22 protein-coding genes are annotated in these 19,647 nt (G+C 63.7%); 14 read left to right on the top strand and 8 right to left on the bottom strand.

Annotated elements, in window-relative coordinates; translation table 11 throughout:
- The first annotated feature begins 7 nt into the window (after nucleotides 1–7).
- From paaF to paaY, 8 genes are all read left to right on the top strand, one after another.
- Nucleotides 8–781: a 2,3-dehydroadipyl-CoA hydratase PaaF gene (gene paaF / locus WA302_RS11950; RefSeq protein WP_025303367.1), complete on the top strand. Its 774-nt coding sequence runs from the start codon at nucleotides 8–10 to the stop codon at nucleotides 779–781.
- A 3-nt stretch (nucleotides 782–784) separates the two neighbouring features.
- Complete coding sequence (gene paaG / locus WA302_RS11945; protein ID WP_025303368.1) at nucleotides 785–1,576, top strand: 2-(1,2-epoxy-1,2-dihydrophenyl)acetyl-CoA isomerase PaaG; 792 nt, start codon at nucleotides 785–787, stop codon at nucleotides 1,574–1,576.
- Nucleotides 1,577–1,578: 2 nt separating this feature from the next.
- Entirely contained in the window at nucleotides 1,579–3,111 is a 1,533-nt protein-coding gene (locus WA302_RS11940; RefSeq protein ID WP_197837139.1) for a 3-hydroxyacyl-CoA dehydrogenase, read from the top strand.
- Complete coding sequence (paaI, locus tag WA302_RS11935; RefSeq protein ID WP_016927190.1) at nucleotides 3,108–3,548, top strand: hydroxyphenylacetyl-CoA thioesterase PaaI; 441 nt, start codon at nucleotides 3,108–3,110, stop codon at nucleotides 3,546–3,548. The genes WA302_RS11940 and paaI overlap by 4 nt, the downstream gene beginning before the upstream one ends.
- Nucleotides 3,545–4,750: a 3-oxoadipyl-CoA thiolase gene (pcaF, locus tag WA302_RS11930; protein ID WP_025303370.1), complete on the top strand. Its 1,206-nt coding sequence runs from the start codon at nucleotides 3,545–3,547 to the stop codon at nucleotides 4,748–4,750. The genes paaI and pcaF overlap by 4 nt, the downstream gene beginning before the upstream one ends.
- 15 nt (nucleotides 4,751–4,765) lie before the next feature.
- Complete coding sequence (paaK, locus tag WA302_RS11925) at nucleotides 4,766–6,073, top strand: phenylacetate--CoA ligase PaaK (protein ID WP_016927188.1); 1,308 nt, start codon at nucleotides 4,766–4,768, stop codon at nucleotides 6,071–6,073.
- Nucleotides 6,074–6,152: 79 nt separating this feature from the next.
- Entirely contained in the window at nucleotides 6,153–7,091 is a 939-nt protein-coding gene (gene paaX / locus WA302_RS11920) for a phenylacetic acid degradation operon negative regulatory protein PaaX (protein ID WP_025303371.1), read from the top strand.
- A 12-nt stretch (nucleotides 7,092–7,103) separates the two neighbouring features.
- Nucleotides 7,104–7,700 (top strand): phenylacetic acid degradation protein PaaY, encoded by a 597-nt coding sequence (gene paaY / locus WA302_RS11915; protein ID WP_021505794.1) that lies wholly within the window; start codon nucleotides 7,104–7,106, stop codon nucleotides 7,698–7,700.
- Nucleotides 7,701–7,737: 37 nt separating this feature from the next.
- Here paaY and WA302_RS11910 read toward each other — a convergent pair whose 3' ends face one another.
- From WA302_RS11910 to WA302_RS11890, 5 genes are all read right to left on the bottom strand, one after another.
- Nucleotides 7,738–9,135 (bottom strand): amino acid permease, encoded by a 1,398-nt coding sequence (locus WA302_RS11910; RefSeq protein WP_049203973.1) that lies wholly within the window; start codon nucleotides 9,133–9,135, stop codon nucleotides 7,738–7,740.
- 20 nt (nucleotides 9,136–9,155) lie between these two features.
- Entirely contained in the window at nucleotides 9,156–10,343 is a 1,188-nt protein-coding gene (locus WA302_RS11905) for an amino acid aminotransferase (protein ID WP_025303373.1), read from the bottom strand.
- Nucleotides 10,344–10,401: 58 nt separating this feature from the next.
- Nucleotides 10,402–10,773, bottom strand: coding sequence for a RidA family protein (locus WA302_RS11900; protein WP_025303374.1), 372 nt, complete (start codon nucleotides 10,771–10,773; stop codon nucleotides 10,402–10,404).
- Between the two features lies 1 nt (nucleotide 10,774).
- On the bottom strand, nucleotides 10,775–11,572 hold the full coding sequence (locus tag WA302_RS11895) for an alpha/beta hydrolase (RefSeq protein WP_151429327.1): 798 nt from the start codon (nucleotides 11,570–11,572) through the stop codon (nucleotides 10,775–10,777).
- Nucleotides 11,573–11,719: 147 nt separating this feature from the next.
- Nucleotides 11,720–12,631 carry a LysR family transcriptional regulator gene (locus tag WA302_RS11890; RefSeq protein ID WP_261456472.1) on the bottom strand — a complete coding sequence of 304 codons (912 nt, stop codon included), beginning with the start codon at nucleotides 12,629–12,631 and terminating at the stop codon, nucleotides 11,720–11,722.
- 98 nt (nucleotides 12,632–12,729) lie between these two features.
- Here WA302_RS11890 and WA302_RS11885 point away from each other — a divergent pair, with 98 nt between their 5' ends.
- Both WA302_RS11885 and WA302_RS11880 read left to right on the top strand, forming a co-directional pair.
- Nucleotides 12,730–13,347 carry a glutathione S-transferase gene (locus WA302_RS11885; RefSeq protein ID WP_261456473.1) on the top strand — a complete coding sequence of 206 codons (618 nt, stop codon included), beginning with the start codon at nucleotides 12,730–12,732 and terminating at the stop codon, nucleotides 13,345–13,347.
- A 4-nt stretch (nucleotides 13,348–13,351) separates the two neighbouring features.
- On the top strand, nucleotides 13,352–14,266 hold the full coding sequence (locus tag WA302_RS11880; protein WP_049203979.1) for a pyridoxamine 5'-phosphate oxidase family protein: 915 nt from the start codon (nucleotides 13,352–13,354) through the stop codon (nucleotides 14,264–14,266).
- Nucleotides 14,267–14,303: 37 nt separating this feature from the next.
- Here WA302_RS11880 and WA302_RS11875 read toward each other — a convergent pair whose 3' ends face one another.
- The gene (locus WA302_RS11875; protein WP_004935234.1) at nucleotides 14,304–14,519 is read right to left on the bottom strand and encodes a glycogen synthase; all 216 of its coding nucleotides are present in this window, start codon (nucleotides 14,517–14,519) and stop codon (nucleotides 14,304–14,306) included.
- 214 nt (nucleotides 14,520–14,733) lie between these two features.
- Between WA302_RS11875 and gabD the strand changes: the two genes are divergently transcribed.
- From gabD to WA302_RS11860, 3 genes are all read left to right on the top strand, one after another.
- Nucleotides 14,734–16,209 carry an NADP-dependent succinate-semialdehyde dehydrogenase gene (gabD, locus tag WA302_RS11870; protein WP_025303379.1) on the top strand — a complete coding sequence of 492 codons (1,476 nt, stop codon included), beginning with the start codon at nucleotides 14,734–14,736 and terminating at the stop codon, nucleotides 16,207–16,209.
- Nucleotides 16,210–16,308: 99 nt separating this feature from the next.
- Nucleotides 16,309–16,722 carry a GyrI-like domain-containing protein gene (locus tag WA302_RS11865; protein WP_197759105.1) on the top strand — a complete coding sequence of 138 codons (414 nt, stop codon included), beginning with the start codon at nucleotides 16,309–16,311 and terminating at the stop codon, nucleotides 16,720–16,722.
- Nucleotides 16,723–16,744: 22 nt separating this feature from the next.
- A complete protein-coding gene (locus WA302_RS11860) occupies nucleotides 16,745–17,113 on the top strand; it encodes a glyoxalase superfamily protein (protein WP_025303381.1) in 369 nt (122 codons plus the stop codon).
- Nucleotides 17,114–17,119: 6 nt separating this feature from the next.
- Here the strand turns inward: WA302_RS11860 and WA302_RS11855 are convergent, their stop codons facing one another.
- Nucleotides 17,120–17,515 carry a (R)-mandelonitrile lyase gene (locus WA302_RS11855; RefSeq protein ID WP_060433478.1) on the bottom strand — a complete coding sequence of 132 codons (396 nt, stop codon included), beginning with the start codon at nucleotides 17,513–17,515 and terminating at the stop codon, nucleotides 17,120–17,122.
- A gap of 172 nt (nucleotides 17,516–17,687) precedes the next feature.
- Here WA302_RS11855 and WA302_RS11850 point away from each other — a divergent pair, with 172 nt between their 5' ends.
- Nucleotides 17,688–18,581, top strand: a complete 894-nt coding sequence (locus WA302_RS11850; protein ID WP_041038040.1) for a LysR family transcriptional regulator — start codon at nucleotides 17,688–17,690, stop codon at nucleotides 18,579–18,581.
- Here WA302_RS11850 and WA302_RS11845 read toward each other — a convergent pair.
- Nucleotides 18,578–19,567: an aldo/keto reductase gene (locus WA302_RS11845; RefSeq protein WP_049278899.1), complete on the bottom strand. Its 990-nt coding sequence runs from the start codon at nucleotides 19,565–19,567 to the stop codon at nucleotides 18,578–18,580. The genes WA302_RS11850 and WA302_RS11845 overlap by 4 nt on opposite strands.
- Nucleotides 19,568–19,647: the final 80 nt, after the last annotated feature.

Genomic DNA, 19,647 nt, shown 5'->3' with positions numbered 1-19,647 from the left:
AGCCGCGATGGATACCCCCTTTATTTTGCATCAGCAGCAACACCGCGTGGTCACGCTGACGCTGCACCGCCCGGAGGCGCGCAACGCCCTGAGCACGCCGTGCCTGGAACAGCTGGTTGCCCGTCTGGAGCAGGCAGATGCCGACAGTGGCGTGGGCGCCGTGGTGATCGCCGGCGCGGCGCGCTTTTTCGCCGCCGGCGCCGATCTGCGCGAACTGCAACAGCAGGATCTGCCGGCCGCGCTGGCGGATCGCCGTCCACAGCTGTGGCAGCGTCTGGCGCAGTTCAGCAAGCCGCTGCTGGCGGCGGTGAACGGTTATGCCCTGGGCGCCGGCTGCGAGCTGGCGCTGGCCTGCGACATCGCCATCGGCGGCGAAAGCGCCCGCTTCGGCCTGCCGGAGATCACCCTCGGCCTGATGCCGGGCGCCGGGGGCACCCAGCGCCTGATCCGCTGCGTCGGCAAGGCGCGCGCCAGCCAGATGGTGCTGACCGGCGAAGCCATCGACGCCCGCACTGCGTTGCAGGCTGGCCTTATCAGCGAAGTGTGCGTCGATGCCCTGACGCTGGAGCGCACGCAGCAGATTGCCGATCGCATCAGCCGTCAGGCGCCGCTGGCGCTGCGCGCCGCCAAGCAGGCGCTGAAACAGGCCGAGGAAACCGGCCTTAGCCAGGGGCTAGCGATGGAGCGTCAGCAGTTCGTCACCCTGGCCGCCACCGACGATCGCCGCGAAGGCATCGCCGCCTTTTTCGAAAAACGTACGCCAAACTATCAGGGGCGCTGATTTATGGATAACGCATTGATTCTCAGCCATCTCGACGCCGGCGTGTTGACGCTGACCCTCAACCGGCCGGATCGGCTCAACAGCTTTAACGACGAGATGCATCGCCAGCTGAGCGAAGCGCTGACGCAAGCCGAGCGCGACGACAGCGTGCGCTGCCTGCTGATCGCCGGTGCCGGGCGCGGTTTCTGCGCCGGGCAGGATCTCAACGATCGCAACGTCAGCGCCGATCAACAGGCGCCGGATCTCGGCCTGTCGGTCGAACGTTTCTACAACCCCCTGATCCGCCGCCTGACCGCCCTGCCGAAACCGGTGGTATGCGCAGTCAACGGCGTGGCGGCCGGCGCCGGCGCCGCGCTGGCCCTGGCGTGCGATATCGTCATCGCCGCCGACAACGCCGGCTTTATTCAGTCGTTCTGCCGTTTGGGGCTGGTGCCGGATTCCGGCGGCAGCTGGTTCCTGCCGCGGCTGGCCGGACACGCCCGCGCGATGGGCATGGCCTTGCTGGGTGACAAAATCAGCGCCCAACAGGCGCTGGAGTGGGGCATGATCTGGCAGGTGGTGCCGGCGGATGAATTGGCCGACCGCACGCAAACGCTGGCGCGCCATCTGGCCACCCAGCCGACCTACGGTTTGGGGCTAATCAAGAAAGCCCTCTACAGCTCGGCCACCAACAGCCTCGATCAACAGCTCGATCTGGAGCGCGATCTGCAGCGATTGGGCGGCCGCAGCGACGACTACCGCGAAGGCGTCAGCGCGTTCTTCGCCAAACGCACGCCAAACTTCAGCGGGAAATAGCCATGAACGCGCCCCTTCTTAACGGCCAGGTGGCGGTGATCGGCGCCGGCACTATGGGCATCGGCATCGCCCAGGTGGCCGCTGCCGCCGGCCATCCGGTGCGGCTGTTCGATATCGCGCCCGCCGCCGCCCAGCGCGCGATCGACGATCTCGCTCGCCGCCTGCGCCAGCGGGTCGACGGCGGCAAGGCCGACGCCGCGACCACCGAAGCGCTGCTGGCGCGCCTCGAACGCGCCGATTCGCTCGAGCAGCTGGCCGACTGCGCACTGGTGATTGAAGCGGTGGCGGAAAATCTGGCGATCAAGCAGAGCCTGTTCCGCGATCTGGAAGCGGTCTGCTCGCCCACGGCGCTGTTCGCCAGCAATACCTCCTCGCTGTCAATCACCGCCATCGCCGGGGCACTGCAGCGCCCGGCGCGCATGGCCGGGCTGCACTTCTTCAACCCGGCGCCGCTGATGAAGCTGGTGGAGATCGTCAGCGGTCTGGAGACCGGGGTCGAGACCCTCGCCGCGCTGCAGGCCCTGGCGCAGCGCTGGGGTAAGCAGAGCGTTGTATGCCGCTCGACGCCGGGATTCATCGTCAACCGCGTGGCGCGGCCATTCTACGCCGAAACCCTGCGCGCGCTGGAGGAACGGGTGGCCGACGCCGCCACCCTGGATGCAGTCATGCGCGACGCCGGCGGCTTCGCCATGGGCCCGCTGCAGTTGACCGATCTGATCGGCCAGGACGTCAATTACGCCGTGACCGACTCGGTGTATCAGGCCTTCTACCAGGATCCGCGCTTCACCCCCTCACTGGTGCAGCAGGAGCTGGTGGCCGCCGGGCGCCTCGGCCGCAAATCCGGCCGCGGCTTCTACCGCTACGACGCGCAACGGCCCGCCGCAGAGATGATCGCCTTTGCGCCGCCGGCGCAGGCCGCGCCGCCGCAACGCGTCACGCTGCACGGCGACTGGTCTTCGCTGGCCGATTTGGCGGAACTGTTGATCGAAAATGCGGGGGCGATCAAACAACCTGGCCAGACCAGCCCGTACCTCACGATCGACGACGTTACAATGATGTTAACCAATGGTAAAACCGCCGGCCAACTGGCCGACGAACGTGGAACGCCCGTGGTGCTGTTCGATCTCTGTGCCGACTATGCGCATGCCTCCGCCATCGCCATCAGCTGCGCTGCGCAAAACGGCGCGCAACACAATGCCAACGCGATTCGCCTGCTGCAGTCCCTCGGCAAGCAGGTCATTCAACTGCCGGATTATCCCGGCCTGCTGACGATGCGCACTCTGGCCATGCTGGCCAACGAAGCGCTCGACGTGGTGAACAAAGGCGTCGCCGGCGCCGAAGATACCGATCTGGCGATGCTGCGCGGCGTCAACTATCCGCGCGGCCCGCTGGCCTGGGGCGCCGCACTCGGCTGGCGCCACATTCTGACGACGCTGGAAAACCTGCAACGCTATTACGGCGAAGCGCGCTATCGCCCGATGCCACTGCTGCGCCGCTACGCTTCCCCCGCCTCTTTCTCAGGAGCCGAACGATGAACGCCAATACGCCGCGCGCGCTGGCTCAGCGCTGCGCCGAACAGATGTTCCAGCAAGATACCTGCGCTCAGGCGATGGGGATGCATATCGACGCCGTCGATGCAGGGTACGCACAGGTCAGCATGACCGTCGGCCCGCAGATGCTCAATGGCCACCAGACCTGCCACGGCGGCCAGCTGTTCAGCCTGGCGGATACCGCCTTCGCCTACGCCTGCAACAGCCAGGGATTGGCGGCGGTGGCCTCCGGCTGCAGCATCGATTTCGTCCGCCCGGCACTGGCCGGCGATCGCCTCACCGCCAGCGCGGCGGTGCGCCACCAAGGCAAAGCCACCGGGCTGTACGACGTCGAGATCGTCAACCAACTGGGCAAAACCGTCGCCTGGTTCCGCGGCCGCGCGCACCGCCTCGGCCACAGTATTTTAGGAGATCAGGCATGAATCAGGCATTTATCTGCGACGGCGTGCGCACCCCGATCGGTCGCTATGGCGGCGCGCTGGCCCAGGTGCGCGCTGACGATCTCGCCGCCCTGCCGCTGCGCGTGCTGCTGGAACGCCATCCGCAGGTGGATTGGGCGCAGTTGGACGACGTGATCCTCGGCTGCGCCAACCAGGCCGGGGAAGACAACCGCAACCTGGCACGCATGGCGCTGCTGCTGGCCGGAGTGCCGATCGGCGTTTCCGGCACCACGGTGAACCGCCTGTGCGGTTCGGGCCTGGATGCGCTGGCGATGGCGGCGCGCAGCATCAAGGCCGGCGACGCCGGGTTGCTGCTGGCGGGCGGCGCGGAATCGATGACCCGTGCGCCGCTGGTGATGGGCAAGGCCGACAGCGCCTTCAGCCGCCAGGCGCAGCTGTACGACACCACCCTCGGCTGGCGCTTTGTCAACCCGCGGATGCAGGCCGAGTTCGGCACCGATTCGATGCCGGAGACCGCCGAAAACGTCGCGGCGCAGTTCAACATCAGCCGCGCCGATCAGGACGCCTTTGCGCTGCGCAGCCAGCAGCGTGCCGCCCGGGCGCAGGCGCTGGGCCACCTGGCGCAGGAGATAGCGCCGGTCAGCCTCACCGGCAAAAAAGGCGCGGTCACCCTGTTCAGCCAGGATGAACACCCGCGCGCCGACACCACCTTCGAGCAGTTGCAGGCGCTGAAAACCCCGTTCCGTCAGCCCGGCAGCGTCACCGCCGGCAACGCCTCGGGCCTGAACGACGGCGCGGCGGCGCTGATCGTCGCCTCTGAAGCGATGGCAGCACGCCAGGGGCTGACGCCGCGGGCGCGCATCGTCGCCACCGCCACCTGCGGCGTAGAGCCGCGGCTGATGGGCATCGGCCCGCTGCCGGCCACCCGCAAGGTGCTGGAGATCGCCGGGCTGAGCCTGGCGCAGATGGACGTCATCGAATTGAACGAAGCGTTCGCCGCCCAGGCGTTGGCGGTGATGCGCCAGCTTGGCCTGCCGGACGATGCCCCACAGGTTAACCCCAACGGCGGCGCGATCGCTCTGGGGCATCCGTTGGGCATGAGCGGCGCGCGCCTGGCGCTAGCCGCCCTGTTTGAACTGGAACGGCGAGCCGGCCGCTACGCCCTGTGCACCATGTGCATCGGCGTAGGCCAAGGCATCGCCATGATCATTGAGCGTGTCTGACCCCTGAGGCTAACCATGACAATAAATCCACAGCCCCTCGAAACGATCGAATTCGCCTCGCGCGATGAGATTGAAGCGTTGCAGTTGGCGCGTCTGAAGTGGACGCTGCACCACGCCTACGACAATGTGCCGATGTACAAACGCAAATTCGACCAGGCCGGCGTACACCCCGACGATCTCAAACAGCTGAGCGATCTGGCGCGCTTCCCCTACACCACCAAGCAGGATCTGCGCGACAACTACCCGTTCGACACCTTCGCGGTGCCGATGGAACAGGTGGTGCGCATCCACGCCTCCTCGGGCACCACCGGCCGCCCGACGGTGGTCGGTTACACCCAGCGCGACATCGATAATTGGGCCGATATCGTCGCCCGCTGCCTGCGCGCCGGCGGCGCCACCGCCAAAGACAAGGTGCACGTCGCCTACGGCTACGGCCTGTTCACCGGCGGCCTCGGCGCGCACTACGGCGCAGAGCGGCTCGGCGCGACGGTGATCCCGATGTCCGGCGGCCAGACGGAGCGCCAGGCGCAGCTGATCCTCGACTTCAAGCCCGACATCATCATGGTGACGCCGTCCTATTGCCTGACGCTGATCGACGAACTGGAGCGCAAAATGGGCGGCGATGCGCGCGGCTGCTCTCTGCGGCTCGGCGTGTTCGGCGCCGAACCCTGGACCGAAGCCCTGCGCCACGAGATCGAAACCCGCATGGGCATCAAGGCGCTGGATATTTACGGCCTGTCGGAAGTGATGGGGCCGGGCGTAGCGATGGAGTGTCTGGAGAGCGGCGGTGGCCCGACCATTTGGGAAGACCACTTCCTGCCGGAGATCATTTGCCCGGAAACCGGCATTGCCCTGCCGGACGGCGAGCACGGCGAACTGGTGTTCACCACCCTGACCAAAGAGGCGCTGCCGGTGATCCGCTACCGCACCCGCGATCTTACTCGGCTGCTGCCGGGCGACGCGCGCCAGATGCGCCGCATGGGCAAGATCACCGGCCGCTCCGACGACATGCTGATCATTCGCGGTGTCAACGTCTTCCCGTCGCAGGTGGAAGAGCAGATCATGCAGTTCGAGCAGCTGTCGCCGCACTACCAGCTGCAGGTCAGCCGCAGCGGGCATCTGGACACGCTGGCGGTGCGCGTCGAGCTCAAGGAGTCGGCGCTCAGCCTCAGCCACCAGCAGCGTTGCGATATCTGCCACCAGCTGCGCCACCACATCAAATCGATCGTGGGCGTCAGCACCGACGTCAGCATCGCCAACTGCGGCGATATTCCGCGCTCGGAAGGCAAGGCGCAGCGCGTGGTCGATCTGCGGCCGCGCTGAGGCGCACGGCGTCACGGATGACGCCGCCCCAAATTAGGCGTAATGTTATGGCTCATCGAAGGCTAACCCATGGAAAAATATGGAACATAAACTGGATGAGTTCATTCGCCATGCCGTCGACGCGCAGCCGATCAGCGGCACCTCGCTGATCATTTCGCTGTACGGCGACGCGCTCAGCCACCGCGGCGGCGAAGTGTGGCTCGGCAGCCTGAGCGCGCTGCTGGAGGCCTTCGGTTTCGGCGATCGCTTCGTGCGCACCTCGGTGTTCCGCCTGCAGAAAGAGGGTTGGCTGGCGGTGGAGAAAATCGGCCGCCGCAGCTTCTACCGCGTGACCGAGCAGGGAATGCGCCAGTTCCGCCACGCCGAATCGAAAATCTATCTGCGCGAGCAGCCCGCCTGGGACGGCAAGTGGGAGCTGTTGCTGCTGGAATGCGCCGAAAAAAACGCGCGCGCGCGGCTGAAAAAAGAGCTGGGCTGGCTCGGGTTCGGGCAGATCGCCAACAATCTGATGGCCGCCCCCACCCATGCGCAAACCGACGTGACGGCGCTGCTCGGCGAATTGAACGCCAGTGAGCAGGTGATCTACTTTCGCGCCGATTACCCCTACAACCGCTCCGAGCAAACGCTGCAGAAACTGGTGGCCGACTGCTGGTCGCTCAGCGATGTGGCGGCCGGCTATCACGAGTTTATCGTCTCCTTCCGGCCGCTGATGGCGCTGCTGCGCGAAGTCGACCCGGCGGCGCTGACGCCGCTGCGCGGTTTCCAGATTAAGCTATTATTGATTCACTTCTTCCGTCGCGTGGTGTTGAAAGATCCGCTGCTGCCGGACGCGCTGCTGCCCGCCCAGTGGGAGGGCCAAATCGCCCGTAATCTGTGCATCAATCTCTATCAGCAGGTCGATCGCGCCGCGACGGAGTACGTCAGTGCGCTGGCGGAGACCACCATCGGCGCCCTGCCCGCGCCGGCCGCCGGCTACTATCGGCGCTTCGGCGGCCTGCCGCGCGACCCTACATATTAAGGAACTCACGCTATGCCTGTGTATCAGATTGACGGCCTGACGCCGGTCGTTGACCCCAGCAGTTACGTGCACCCGACGGCGGTGCTGATCGGCGACGTGATCGTCGGCAAACACGTGTATATCGGCCCGAACGCCAGCCTGCGCGGCGATTTTGGCCGCCTGGTAATCTGCGACGGCGCCAACATTCAGGACAACTGCGTGATGCACGGCTTCCCGCAGCAGGACACGGTGGTGGAAGAAGACGGCCATATCGGCCACGGCGCCATCCTGCACGGCTGCCGCATTCGCCGCAACGCGATGGTGGGCATGAACGCGGTGGTGATGGACGGTGCGGAGATCGGCGAGAACACCATCGTCGGCGCGATGGCGTTCGTCAAAGCCGCGGCGGTGATCGAAGCCAACAAGCTGGTGGTCGGCAGCCCGGCGCGCGTGCTGCGCGATCTGACCGAACAGGAGCTGGCCTGGAAGATCGCCGGCACCCGCGAGTATCAGGATCTGGTACAGCGCTGCAAATCCTCGCTGCACGAAGTGGCGCCGCTGACCGAAATCGAACCGGGCCGCCAACGCCTGAGCTTCGGCGACCACCTGATCCCGAAAAGCCAGCTTTAATCCCCGGGGCTGAGATGCGCCTCAGCCCCTCCCCTTATTACTCCACCTCCGGCGCCTTGAACGGCGACGGTGTAGCCGCGTGGCGGCTCTGGAAGTGATAAGCCACCACCAGCAGCAAGGTGAACGGAATACCGAACCACAGCGTCATGCGGAAGAATTCGGTAAACGCCGTCGAGATCATCAGCGCCGCCATCAGCCCGGCGCCGAGCAAGGTGGTATAAGGAAAGCCCCACATGCGGAACTTCAGGTGGGTCTGCCGATGCCGGCGGCGGAAGAACAGGTGGGTGACGAAAATCATCAGCCAGGTAAAGCAGGCGCCATACACCGAGATAGACATCATGGCGGCGAACGAGGTTTCCGGCGCCACCAGGCTCAGCACGATGGACACCACGATACCGATGCACGACATCGCCAACGCATTGACCGGAATGCCGCGCCGGCTGACGCGCCCCAATGCCGCCGGCGCCTGCCCGGCACGCGACAGCGAGAACATCATGCGGGTGGTGATGTACAGCTGGCTGTTCATTGCCGACAGCGCTGCCACCAGCACGATAAAGTTGAAAATACCGGCGGCGGCGGGCAGATGGATCACGTTCATCGCCATCAGGAACGGGCTTTCGCCGGTGCCGGACTGGCGCCAGGGCACGATGGCCAGCATCAGGGCGATCGACAGCATGTAGAAGATGAACAGCCGCACGATGGTGCCCTTGAACGCCGCCTTCACCGCAATCACCGGATTTTTCGCCTCGCCGGCGGCTACCGCAATCATTTCAATGCTCAGGTAGCTGAAGATGGACACGATCACCGCGAACCACATGCCCTTGACGCCAAACGGCATGAAGCCGCCGGCGGTCAGGTTGCGCAGGCCGTAGGCCGGGTTGCCCGAGAATGCCAGAATGCCGATGCCGATCAGAATAAACGCCACGATCGCCGTCACTTTGACGGTGGACAGCGCGTATTCCACCTGGCCGAACGACTTCACCCCGATCACGTTGACGACGATCACCGCCGCCGAGAACAGCAGCACCCACGGCCAGGTCGGCGTCGCCGGGAACCAGAACTGCATGTACATGCCGATGGCGGTGACTTCGGTACCCACCGCCAGCACCACACAGGACCAGTAAGAATAACGCACCAGAAAACCGAACAGCGGGCCGAGATAGAATTCGGCGTAGTCGCCGAACGAGCCGGGCGTCGGGTGCTCGGAGGTCATCTCCGCCAGGCTGCCCATCAGCAGCAGCGCAATGACGCCGCCGATCAGGTAGCTCAACAATACCGACGGCCCCGCCATCTGAATGGCGTAGGCGCTGCCGAGAAACAGCCCGGTGCCGATGGCGCCGCCGATCGCCAGCATCGACATCTGCCCGGCGGTAAGATGCTTGTTCAACCCGCCCTGACGGCGGGCGATATGCTCAAAATCATTCATCTGTGGCATGGCTGGGTTCCCGAGCGGAGTTAGGCGGTACGGGTGACGTCGAGAATGGCGGCGGTCACATAGTCAATGTTGCCGGGATTGAGCCCCGGCAGGCACATGCGGCCGGGCGAGACCAGATAGATGGCATAGCGCTGCCGCAGGGTCTGCAGCTGCGCTTCGTTCAGGCCGGTATAGCTGAACATGCCGCGCTGATCGCGAATACGCCGGTGATCCAGCGAAGAGCCACCCTGCGCCAGCCCGGCGGCCAGCTGTTCACGCATTTGCTTGATGCGCGAGCGCATTTCTGCCAGCTCATTGCGCCAAAGCTCGCCAAGTTCGGCGTCGCCGAGCAGGGTTTCCACGATCTGGCTGCCGTGCGTCGGCGGGCAGGAGTAGCTGCGGCGGATCAGCGTTTTTAACGCCCCTTTGACGTTGGCGGCATTTTCCGCGTCGGCGCAGCGCACCGACAGCGCGCCCAGACGCTGGCCGTACAGCGCGACGTTTTTGGAAAACGAATTGCAGACCAAAAACGGCAGATCGGTTTTCAGCGCTTCGCGCAACGCAAAGCAGTCCTCCTCCAGCCCGTCGCCGAAGCCCTGATAGGCGATATCGAACAGCGGCAGCAGGCTGCGTCGCTGCAGCACGGCGAGCGTGGCGCGCCACTGCTCCGCCGTCAGATCGGTGCCGGTCGGGTTATGGCAACAAGGATGCAACAGGACCACGCTGCCCGGCGGCAGGCTGTCCAACGCGTCGAGCATGGCGGCGAAACGCAGGCCGCCCGCCGCTTCATCAAAGTAGGGATAGGTATTCACCCGCAGCCCGGCGCCTTCGAAAATCGCCCAGTGATTGGCCCAGGTGGGATCGGACACCCAAATTTCACCGCGCGCCAGAAAGTGGCGCAAAAAATCCGCCGCCAGCTTCAACGCGCCGGAGCCGCCGACGGTCTGCACCGTGGCGATCTCGGCCGCCTGTTGCTCACCGAACAGCAGCGTCTGCACCTGGCGAGCAAACTGCGACGAACCCTCGATCGGCGGATAGCCATGTGGGCGACGCAGCGCCAACAATCGCTGTTCGGCCGCCTCAACCGCGCGCATCAGCGGAATATTCCCCTGTCGGTCGTAATACAGACCAATGCCTAAATTCACTTTTTGCGGATTGGGGTCCTGCAAATAGGCTTCCATCAGCGACATAATAGGATCGGCCGCGGAAGGTGCAATCTGTTTAAACATGACACATCCTTAACTCGTTATTGAATTAATATAAAGGCGAACTTAAGAAGAAATTAAATCAGGCGATGGCGCTGACGGTAATTTCTATTTTCATTCCCGGCACCACCAATTTTTCGACAATGACCGTGGAGCGATTGGGATAAGGATAATTAAAGTATTTCCGGTAAATATCATCGAGACATTTAACGTCGTTGACGTCGGTGAGATACACGATCACCTGCAGAACCTTATCGCTGTGGCTGCCCGCCGCCTTCAGCGTCTGCGCCAGATTATCGAAGGTCAGCGTAATCTGTCGCTCCGGCGCGCCGGTGTCGATGCTGCCGTCCGCCCGCACCGGGCCGTGAGCGGTAAACAGCATGCCGCCGCCCCGGGTGGCCCAGGAAAAAGGCTGGCCGATCTCCGGCAGCCCGGTATCTACGATCTCGCGCATGTCAGTGGTTCCCGTGGTGGTTAAGTTGGCGAAGCAGCGCGCCGTCGGCGGCGAACAACGCATCCAGAATGGTGAAATGATTGGCGCCGGGCACCGCGACCAGTTCTGCCGACAACCCGCGTTGGCGCAGCGCCGCATGATAGTGTTGCGACTGGCCTCTCAGTTCCGGCAGCTCCAATGCGCCGTAATACAGCGTAAGCGGCTTGCCGCGCGTCGGCAGGTGGCGCGCCGGGCTGAGCGTTTCAATTTGCCGCGCAGTCAGCTGCAGCGCCCGATTGACATAGCTTTGTTGCAGCGGCGCCAGCTCGAACAGGCCGCTGATGGGAAAGACCGCATCCACCAACGCATGCTGCTGCCAAAACGCCGCCAGATGGCCGCCGGCGGAATGGCCACACAGATGCACCGGATAGGCATAGTGCGGCGGCAGGCGGCGCTGAATGGCATTCAACGCCATACCGATCTGCCGGCATATTTCGTCGAGATCCACCGCCGGCGCGAGCGCATATTCCACCAACACCACGTCAAAACCCAACGCCAACGGCCCGGCGGCGATAAAGGCGAAATCTGCCTTATCGCAGAATTGCCAATAGCCGCCGTGAATAAAAATTAACGTCCCCTGATGCTGCTTTGCAGAATAGAGCCAATCCAATGTTTCGCGTTCGCCGTTGCCATAAGCAATATTGTTTTCATGGCGCGTCTGTTTATAAACAGCCGCACTGCGGGTTTGAAATGAAGTCAAAATAGCCGCTTCATTATCCACCGTGGCGCCGTTGTCATAACTCCCCGCAAGTGGTTTCATATATTAAACTTCGTTTATTATTTAAGATGTGAATTAACTATTAGCACCGGCAACATTATTGTCAAGACGGGCGCATCAGCAATGCGCGCCCGGTAAAATAAAACCTGATGAATAATGAAAAAGTTTAACCCATGAAACTTTTTGCGCTTATTTCCCCCGCACACCCGGATGAATTTGCGGCAAGGCGCTGAGCCGTTCAAATGCATAATCCCAAAAGGCGCGCACCTTCAGCGGCATGTGCTGCGCCTGCTGCGCCACCAGCTGTACCGGCATAGGCAACGGCTCGTGATCCGTCAACAGCCGCACCAGCGTACCGGCGGCCAAATCGTCCGCCACCTGATACGAGAGCAACCGGGCGACGCCCTTGCCGGCGCGCACCGCCAGCAGTTGCGCTTCCACGTCGTTGAGCAACAGCCGGGGAGCCAATCGCACGCGCTCGCCGTTTTCCTGCGGGCCGAAGCGCCATTCGCGCAGCGACGGCCGCTGGGTGCCGACGATGGTGGCATGATCCGCCAGTTGCGCCGGCGAACGCGGTTCACCGCAGCGCGCCAGGTAATCCGGGCTGGCGACCGTCACCCGGCTGACCTGCCCCAGCCGCCGCGCCACGCGCGAAGAGTCCTGCAGATGACCGATGCGCACCGCGATATCCAACCCTTCGTCAATCAGATCGAGATTGCGATCGTTCAATACCATTTCGATCTGCATCTGCGGGTAATCATCGAGAAACGCCATCACCACCGGCGCCACGTAGCGGCGGCCGAACTGCACCGGCGAAGTAACGCGCAGCAAGCCGCTCAGCTGCGCTTCGGCGGTATCCTGCACCACCGCCTGATAATCCTGCAGCAGCTGTTGCGCACGTTCCAACAGCCGCATACCCGCTTCGGTGGGCGCCAGCCGCCGGGTCGTTCGCTCCACCAATCGGGTGCCGAAACGCTGTTCCAGCGCGGCGATCGCCCGGGTGATCGCCGGCGCCGAACGCCGCAGTTTGCGCCCGGCCGCCGCCAGGCTGCCTTGCTGCACCACCGCCACGAAGATCGCCAACTCGTCTAACCGATCCATAGATTCTTCCGAAAAGTGAAATTATCAATTTCCACATTGCCGGATTTCGCTCGTTCAACGCAAGAGTATGCTGACAAAAAGCACTGAGGAGAAACGCCATGTCCACCATCACACTCTACGGCACCCCGCTTTCCGGCCACGTTCATCGCGTGGCGTTGCTGCTGCGTATGCTGGCGCTGCCCTATGCATGGGTCGAAGCCTCGGCGGACGTACGGCAGAGCGCAGCCTTCCGCCGGCTCAATCCGTTCGGCCAGATCCCGGTCTTACAGGATGGCGATCTGACGCTGGCCGACAGCAACGCCATTCTGGTCTATCTGGTGAAGCGCTATGCGCCGGACAGTCACTGGCTGCCGGAACTGCCGGCGGCGGCCGCGCGGGTGCAGGCCTGGCTTTCCAAAGCCGCCGGTGAAGTTCGCTACGGCCCGGCCTCTTGCCGACTGATCGCCCAATTCGCGGTGCCGGAGGATTATCAGGCGGCGCGGGCGGTCAGCGATCGTTTTCTGCCGCAGATGGAACAGCATCTGAGCGAGCGGGACTACCTGGCCACCGAACAGCCCACCATCGCCGATCTGGCCTGCCACAGCTACGTAGCGGTCGCGGCCGAAGGCGGCATTTCGTTGGCGCCTTACCCTGCGATACGGCGCTGGGCGGCGCGCATCGTTGCACTGCCCGGCTTCTTTGCCATGCCGGCCCTGCCGGAACCGGCGGTGAGCTGACGCCATGATCCCGCAACTGTTCCATCCGGATGAGCTGCGCGCACAGACGCTGGCCGGGTTTGGCGGCGTAGGCGGCGGCATCTACCCCGCGATGCCGGATCAGCACCGCGCGTTTTTCGCCGCGCTGCCCTACCTGTTCGTCGCCACGCTGGATGAACAAGGCTGGCCCATCGCCACCCTGTTTACCGGCCCGCCCGGATTTTTACGCACGCCGGACGACACGCATTTACGCATCAGCGCGCCGCGCCGCAGCGACGATCCCGCCCAGGCGCTGTTGCTGCCCGGCAAGCCGGTCGGCGCGCTGGGGCTGGATTTCAGCAACCGGCGGCGCAACCGCGCCAACGGCGCCGTCAGCCGCACCGACAAAAACCGGGTGGAAATCCTCGTTCAGCAAAGCTTCGGCAACTGCCCGCAGTACATTCAGCGCCGCGAACTCTACCCGGTGGACAGCCGGCCGCAGCCGGTTGAGCATTTAGCCTCGCTGGATGCGGCAGCGCAGGCGCTGATCCGCGCCGCGGACACCTGCTTCGTCGCCAGCGGCGCGCACCTGGCACTGGCGCAGGGCGGCGTGGATATTTCCCATCGCGGCGGCCGCCCCGGCTTTATCCATCTGGAAGGCGACACGCTGTGGATGCCGGATTTTCGCGGCAACCGCTACATGAACACGCTGGGCAATCTGCTGGCCGAACCGCGGGCGGCGCTGCTGTTCATCGATTTTGAACGCGGCGACGTGCTGCATCTGCAGGGGGAAACGCAGATCCTCTGGCAAACGGAGGGGCATCCCGCCGTTGAAGGCGCAGAACGCTATTGGCGGTTTGACGTGCGCCGCGCCTGGCGTTTTGCGGCAGCGCTGCCGTGGCGGGGACGAAATCTGGAGTATTCGCCGGCAACGCTGGCGACCGGGGTGTGGCACCGCTGAAATGAAAAGCCCCGCTGCGGCGGGGCTGGATCGGAAATTACAGGCTGTGTTCGGCCGCCGATGCGGCCTGATAAAGCTGACGAAAATAATTCAACCGCGCAAAGAACAGGCGGCTTTGCTGCTCCGACATATTGCCGGCCACCTGCCCGGCGTCAATCTGCCGCCCTTGCCATTCCATCAGAGCGATGCTCGACGCCAAAAAATCCATTTCGCTGCCGTAGGCCGCGAGATGTCTGTCCACTGATTTCATCATTCGCACACTCCTTTTAATTACATCGAAAAGGGTCATATGCCTGCTCTTTCAGTATCGGCCCGACGGAGGATATTTTTTGTACAGAAGGTGCGCATAAAGAAAACGACCATCTTGTTGCCGCGCGGGCAAACGGCGGCGGCAAAATTTGCTAGGGTAAAGGGTAGCCGTATGGGATAGACCACTCTGTTGAACTCAGGAAAGAAGGAAGAGACTCATGAGCACCAGCATCTGCGCTACCCTCAAGGATCCCACGCTGTTCCGCGAGGCCAACTACATCGACGGGCAATGGTTGCCGGCCCAGGAAGGCCGTTCGATCGCCATTCATAACCCCGCCAACGGAGAACGGGTCGGCCACGTACCGGCCTTCGGCGCCGAAGAAACCGCTCGCGCCATCGCCGCCGCCAGAAAAGCGCTGCCCGCCTGGCGCGCGCTGACCGCCAAAGAGCGCGCCGGCAAGCTGCGGCGGCTGTTTGAATTGATGATGGAAAATCAGGAAGATCTGGCGCGCATCATGACGGCGGAACAGGGCAAACCGCTGGCCGAAAGCCGCGGTGAAATCGCCTATGCCGCCTCCTTTATCGAATGGTTCGCCGAAGAAGGCAAACGGGTATATGGCGACACCATTCCGCAGCCGCAGGCCGGTCGCCGCATCATCGTGCAAAAAGAGCCGATCGGCGTGTTCGCGGCCATCACCCCGTGGAACTTCCCGGCGGCGATGATCACCCGCAAAGCCGGCCCCGGCTGGGCCGCCGGCTGCACCGGGGTGATCCGCCCCGCCAGCCAGACCCCGTTCTCGGCGCTGGCGATCGCCGTGCTGGCGGAGCGCGCCGGGCTGCCAGCCGGGGTATGCAACGTGATAACAGGCCCCAGCAAAGGCATCGGCGGCGAACTCACCGCCAACCCGGACGTGCGCAAACTCTCCTTCACCGGCAGCACCGAAGTCGGCGCGCAGCTGCTGGCCCAGTGTGCGCCCACCATCAAGAAAACCAGTATGGAGCTGGGCGGCAACGCGCCGTTTATCGTGTTTGATGACGCCGATCTGGACGCCGCCGTGGCCGGCGCGGTCGCCTCAAAATACCGCAACGCCGGCCAGACCTGCGTCTGTACCAACCGTTTTCTGGTGCAGGACGGCGTATATGATGCGTTCGCCGCCAAGCTGAAAGCCGCCGTCGCCAAGCTGAAAGTCGGCAACGGCCTGGATGATGGCGTCACCATCGGCCCGTTGATTAATTCGGACGCGGTGGAGAAAGTGCGCGAGCATATCGCCGACGCCGTCGAGCACGGCGCCTCGGTGCTGTTGGGCGGCAAGCCTGACGCGCTGGGCGGCAATTTCTTCACCCCGACTATCCTGACCGATGTGCCGCGCACGGCGAAAATCTTCCGTGAGGAGACGTTCGGCCCGGTGGCGCCCCTGATCCGCTTCAGCCAGGAGGCCGACGCCGTCGAACTGGCCAACGACACGCCGTTCGGCCTGGCCGCTTACTTCTACAGCCGCGACATCGGCCGGGTGATGCGCGTGGCCGAAGCGCTGGAGTACGGCATTGTCGGCATCAACGAAGGGCTGATTTCCACCGAAGTGGCGCCGTTCGGCGGCATGAAGCACTCCGGTTTGGGCCGCGAAGGCTCAAAATACGGCATCGAGGACTATCTCGAAATCAAATACCTGTGCCTCGGCGGTTTGGGCGCCTGATGTGAGGGCTCCCCGCGCCTGCGGGGGCCCTGTCTGGCGGTTTTGGGGAGCCTTTGCTACCTTTAGGCATCTTTTCAGCGGTTAAAAGGAATTGCCTCTATGCAGCCCCTCTCGGTACACCTGCCCGATTTTTACGTCGCCGGCCAGACAATCAGAACCACCAATCAGGACGAAACCCGGCCCGAGACGGCTAAAATCCCCGCGCTGTGGTCAGACTTTTTCGCCACCTCGCCCGCCATGCCGGTTTACGGGATCTACTCCAACTACGCCTCCGACGCCAGCGGGCCGTTTGATGTCACCGCCGGCAGTGAGGCACAGAGCGGTTTGCACATCCAACCTGGCCGCTATCTGGTGTTCCAGGCCCGAGGCGCCATGCCGGCGGCGGTCATCGAAGGCTGGCAAGCCATCTGGGCCTACTTCGAGCAACACCCGGAAATCGAACGTCGCTTCCTGACCGACTTCGAAGCCTATACCGGCCCCGACGCGGTCGATATCCATATCGGCTGCCGCTAACGCGACAGTGAGGTCAACAATGATGACGCTCTCCCCCGCCATTCCGATCCTGCGTATCTTTTCCGTCGACAAGGCCAAAGAGTTTTATCTGGATTTTCTCGGTTTCACGCTGGCGTGGGAGCACCGCTTCAGCGAAGACCTACCGCTGTACATGCAGGTGACCCGCACCGGGCTGACGCTGCACCTGAGCGAACACTACGGCGACAGCACGCCCGGCGCCGCCATTTTCATCCCGGTGCACGATATCGACGCGCTGCACCGGGAGCTCACGGCCAAAAACTATCGCTATGCCCGGCCGGGCCTGGAGATTGTCGACTGGGGCAAAGAGCTGAACCTCACCGATCCGTTCGGCAACCGGCTGCGGTTTTGCGAACAGAGCCCCTCGGCCTGATCGGCGTTATGGCCGATATTCCGCCTCGCTGACCGGCTCAAGCCAGGTCACCGGGCTGCCGTCCACCGCTTCGGCGATGGCGATATGGGTCATGGCGGTGTCCGATGTCGCACCGTGCCAGTGTTTGACGTCGGCCGGTATCCAAACGATATCGCCGGGATGCATCTCCTGCGTCTTCTCGCCCCACATCTGGATCCACCCGCGCCCCTGAGTGACGATCAGCGTCTGGCCGAGCGGATGCGTATGCCAGGCCGTGCGGGCGCCGGGTTCGAAGGTGACGGTCGCGCCGCCCACCCTGGCCGGCGCGTCACCGGCGAAGGGGGCATCGATGCGTACCTGCCCGGTAAAGTAATCCGCCGAACCGCGCTGTGATGGGATAGAACCGCTGCGTTGTATTTTCATCTGTCGTGTCCTCCACGTCGGCTTTCCAACCGACGCTGATAGTTATAAGTCAGCGATGCCAAGATAGCGCCATGCTTTTCCGGTGACTAGCGGGTAAAATGCGCAAGGAGCTATGAGCTCAATTCATAAATCTACGCGCGGCAGCGCCCCAACTTTGCTCTCCGGTGCCGGTATGTTGAAAGAAAACTTTAACGATCTGATCGCTTTCCTGATGGTGGCCAGGGAGCGCAGCTTCACCAAAGCGGCGGCGCAGCTTGGGGTTTCCCAATCGGCACTCAGCCACGCTATTCGCGGCCTGGAAGAACGCCTGGCGCTGCGCTTGCTCACGCGCACCACTCGCAGCGTCGCCCCCACCGAGGCCGGTGAGCGGCTGCTCAACAGCATTGGCCCGCGCTTGGCGGAGATTGAAAGCGAGCTGAACGCGCTGGGTGAAATGCGCGATCGGCCCGCCGGCAACATCCGCATCACCGCCGGCGAACACGCGGTGGATGCGGTACTGTGGCCGGTGCTGCGCACTTTTCTCGTCGATTACCCGGATATCAACGTGGAAATCACCGTCGACAACAGCCTGACCGACATCGTCGCCGGGCGATTCGACGCCGGAATCCGGCTGGGGGAACAGGTGGCGAAGGACATGGTCGCGGTGCGCATCGGGCCGGACATGCGCATGGTGCCCGTCGCCTCCCCTGACTATTTCGCCCGTTACGGCCTCCCCGCTACGCCGCAAGCGCTGCAAAACCATCGCTGCATCAACATGCGCCTGCCCACCCTCGGCGGGCTGTACGCCTGGGAATTTGCCCGCGATGGCCGGGAGATTAAAGTGCGGGTGGAGGGGCAACTGACCTTCAACAGCCTGCGCCAGCGAATCGACGCCGCGCAGCTCGGCCTCGGCATCGCCTTTGTGCCGGAAGATACCGTCGCCGAGCCGTTGGCCGACGGGCGGTTGCAGATGGCGCTGGACGACTGGTGCCCGCCGTTTCCCGGTTATTACCTCTATTATCCAAGCCGCAGGCAACACACCACCGCCTTTGCGCTGCTGATTGAGGCGTTGCGGCGCGGGGCTTAACGCCCGACGTTTTTCTGCAGATGCGCCGGGTAACGATCGCCGATCACGTCGATAGCGGAGAGCACGCGCTCAATCTCGCCCAGTTCGTCCGCCGCCAACACCACCGACGCCGCCGCGAGATTCTCTTGCAGCCGATGACGCTTGGTGGTTCCCGGGATTGGCACGATCCACGGCTGTTGCGCCAACAGCCAGGCCAAGGCGATCTGCGCCGACGTCACGTCCTTGCGCTGCGCTATCTGCCCCAGCACGCTCACCAGCGCCTGATTGGCCCGGCGCGCTTCGGCGCTGAAGCGCGGCACCAGGTTGCGAAAATCGCCGCTGTCAAAGGCGGTGTCTTCGGTGATGGCGCCGGTGAGAAAGCCCTTGCCGAGCGGGCTGAACGGCACCAGACCGATGCCCAGTTCCGCCAGCGTCGGCAAGATTTCACGCTCCGGCTCGCGCCACCATAGCGAATATTCGCTTTGCAGCGCCGTAATCGGCTGCACCGCATGGGCTCGCCGGATGGTTTGCGCTCCGGCTTCCGACAAGCCGAAGTACTTCACTTTCCCTTCGCGAATCAGTTGCTGCACCGTACCGGCCACCTCCTCGATAGGCACTTCGGGATCGACGCGATGTTGATACAGCAAATCGATCGTCTCTACCCGCAGGCGCTTCAACGAACCTTCCACCGCCCGGCGAATATGCTCCGGACGGCTGTTCAACACCTGTTGCCCCGCCGGCTGCGGCAGATCGAAACCGAACTTGGTGGCGATGACGACCCGATCGCGCACCGGCGCCAGCGCTTCGCCCAACAATTCCTCGTTGGTGAACGGACCATAAATCTCGGCGGTATCGAAGAACGTCACGCCCTCGTCAACCGCGGCACGGATCAGATCGATCGCCTGCCGTTTGTCGGTGGCCGGGCCGTAGCCAAAACTCAGCCCCATACAGCCCAGACCCAACGCCGATACTTCCAGTCCTTCGCGCCCCAACTTGCGTGTTTGCATCTTCACTCTCCCGCTGATTGATACCGGCCCCGCCTGACGCGGAGCCGCTCCGGTGTGGTGACTGTAAAACGCGACTGCCG

Origin of the sequence: Serratia sp. 201 (assembly GCF_037027545.1) — a bacterium.
Classification (GTDB): Bacteria; Pseudomonadota; Gammaproteobacteria; order Enterobacterales; family Enterobacteriaceae; genus Serratia; species Serratia bockelmannii.
Note: the sequence above shows the minus strand (reverse complement) of the source record. Positions and strands in the feature narration are given on the sequence as shown.

Coding starts and splice junctions, on each gene's coding strand:
- WA302_RS11900 (WP_025303374.1), bottom strand. CDS start 10,773: ATGCGCGAGATCGTAGATACCGGGCTGCCGGAGATCGGCCAGCCTTTT.
- WA302_RS11850 (WP_041038040.1), top strand. CDS start 17,688: ATGTTGAAAGAAAACTTTAACGATCTGATCGCTTTCCTGATGGTGGCC.
- paaK (WP_016927188.1), top strand. CDS start 4,766: ATGACAATAAATCCACAGCCCCTCGAAACGATCGAATTCGCCTCGCGC.
- paaG (WP_025303368.1), top strand. CDS start 785: ATGGATAACGCATTGATTCTCAGCCATCTCGACGCCGGCGTGTTGACG.
- WA302_RS11895 (WP_151429327.1), bottom strand. CDS start 11,572: ATGAAACCACTTGCGGGGAGTTATGACAACGGCGCCACGGTGGATAAT.
- paaY (WP_021505794.1), top strand. CDS start 7,104: ATGCCTGTGTATCAGATTGACGGCCTGACGCCGGTCGTTGACCCCAGC.
- pcaF (WP_025303370.1), top strand. CDS start 3,545: ATGAATCAGGCATTTATCTGCGACGGCGTGCGCACCCCGATCGGTCGC.
- WA302_RS11845 (WP_049278899.1), bottom strand. CDS start 19,567: ATGCAAACACGCAAGTTGGGGCGCGAAGGACTGGAAGTATCGGCGTTG.
- WA302_RS11865 (WP_197759105.1), top strand. CDS start 16,309: ATGCAGCCCCTCTCGGTACACCTGCCCGATTTTTACGTCGCCGGCCAG.
- gabD (WP_025303379.1), top strand. CDS start 14,734: ATGAGCACCAGCATCTGCGCTACCCTCAAGGATCCCACGCTGTTCCGC.
- paaX (WP_025303371.1), top strand. CDS start 6,153: ATGGAACATAAACTGGATGAGTTCATTCGCCATGCCGTCGACGCGCAG.
- WA302_RS11860 (WP_025303381.1), top strand. CDS start 16,745: ATGACGCTCTCCCCCGCCATTCCGATCCTGCGTATCTTTTCCGTCGAC.
- WA302_RS11885 (WP_261456473.1), top strand. CDS start 12,730: ATGTCCACCATCACACTCTACGGCACCCCGCTTTCCGGCCACGTTCAT.
- WA302_RS11875 (WP_004935234.1), bottom strand. CDS start 14,519: ATGATGAAATCAGTGGACAGACATCTCGCGGCCTACGGCAGCGAAATG.
- WA302_RS11890 (WP_261456472.1), bottom strand. CDS start 12,631: ATGGATCGGTTAGACGAGTTGGCGATCTTCGTGGCGGTGGTGCAGCAA.
- WA302_RS11940 (WP_197837139.1), top strand. CDS start 1,579: ATGAACGCGCCCCTTCTTAACGGCCAGGTGGCGGTGATCGGCGCCGGC.
- WA302_RS11855 (WP_060433478.1), bottom strand. CDS start 17,515: ATGAAAATACAACGCAGCGGTTCTATCCCATCACAGCGCGGTTCGGCG.
- WA302_RS11880 (WP_049203979.1), top strand. CDS start 13,352: ATGATCCCGCAACTGTTCCATCCGGATGAGCTGCGCGCACAGACGCTG.
- WA302_RS11910 (WP_049203973.1), bottom strand. CDS start 9,135: ATGCCACAGATGAATGATTTTGAGCATATCGCCCGCCGTCAGGGCGGG.
- paaF (WP_025303367.1), top strand. CDS start 8: ATGGATACCCCCTTTATTTTGCATCAGCAGCAACACCGCGTGGTCACG.
- paaI (WP_016927190.1), top strand. CDS start 3,108: ATGAACGCCAATACGCCGCGCGCGCTGGCTCAGCGCTGCGCCGAACAG.
- WA302_RS11905 (WP_025303373.1), bottom strand. CDS start 10,343: ATGTTTAAACAGATTGCACCTTCCGCGGCCGATCCTATTATGTCGCTG.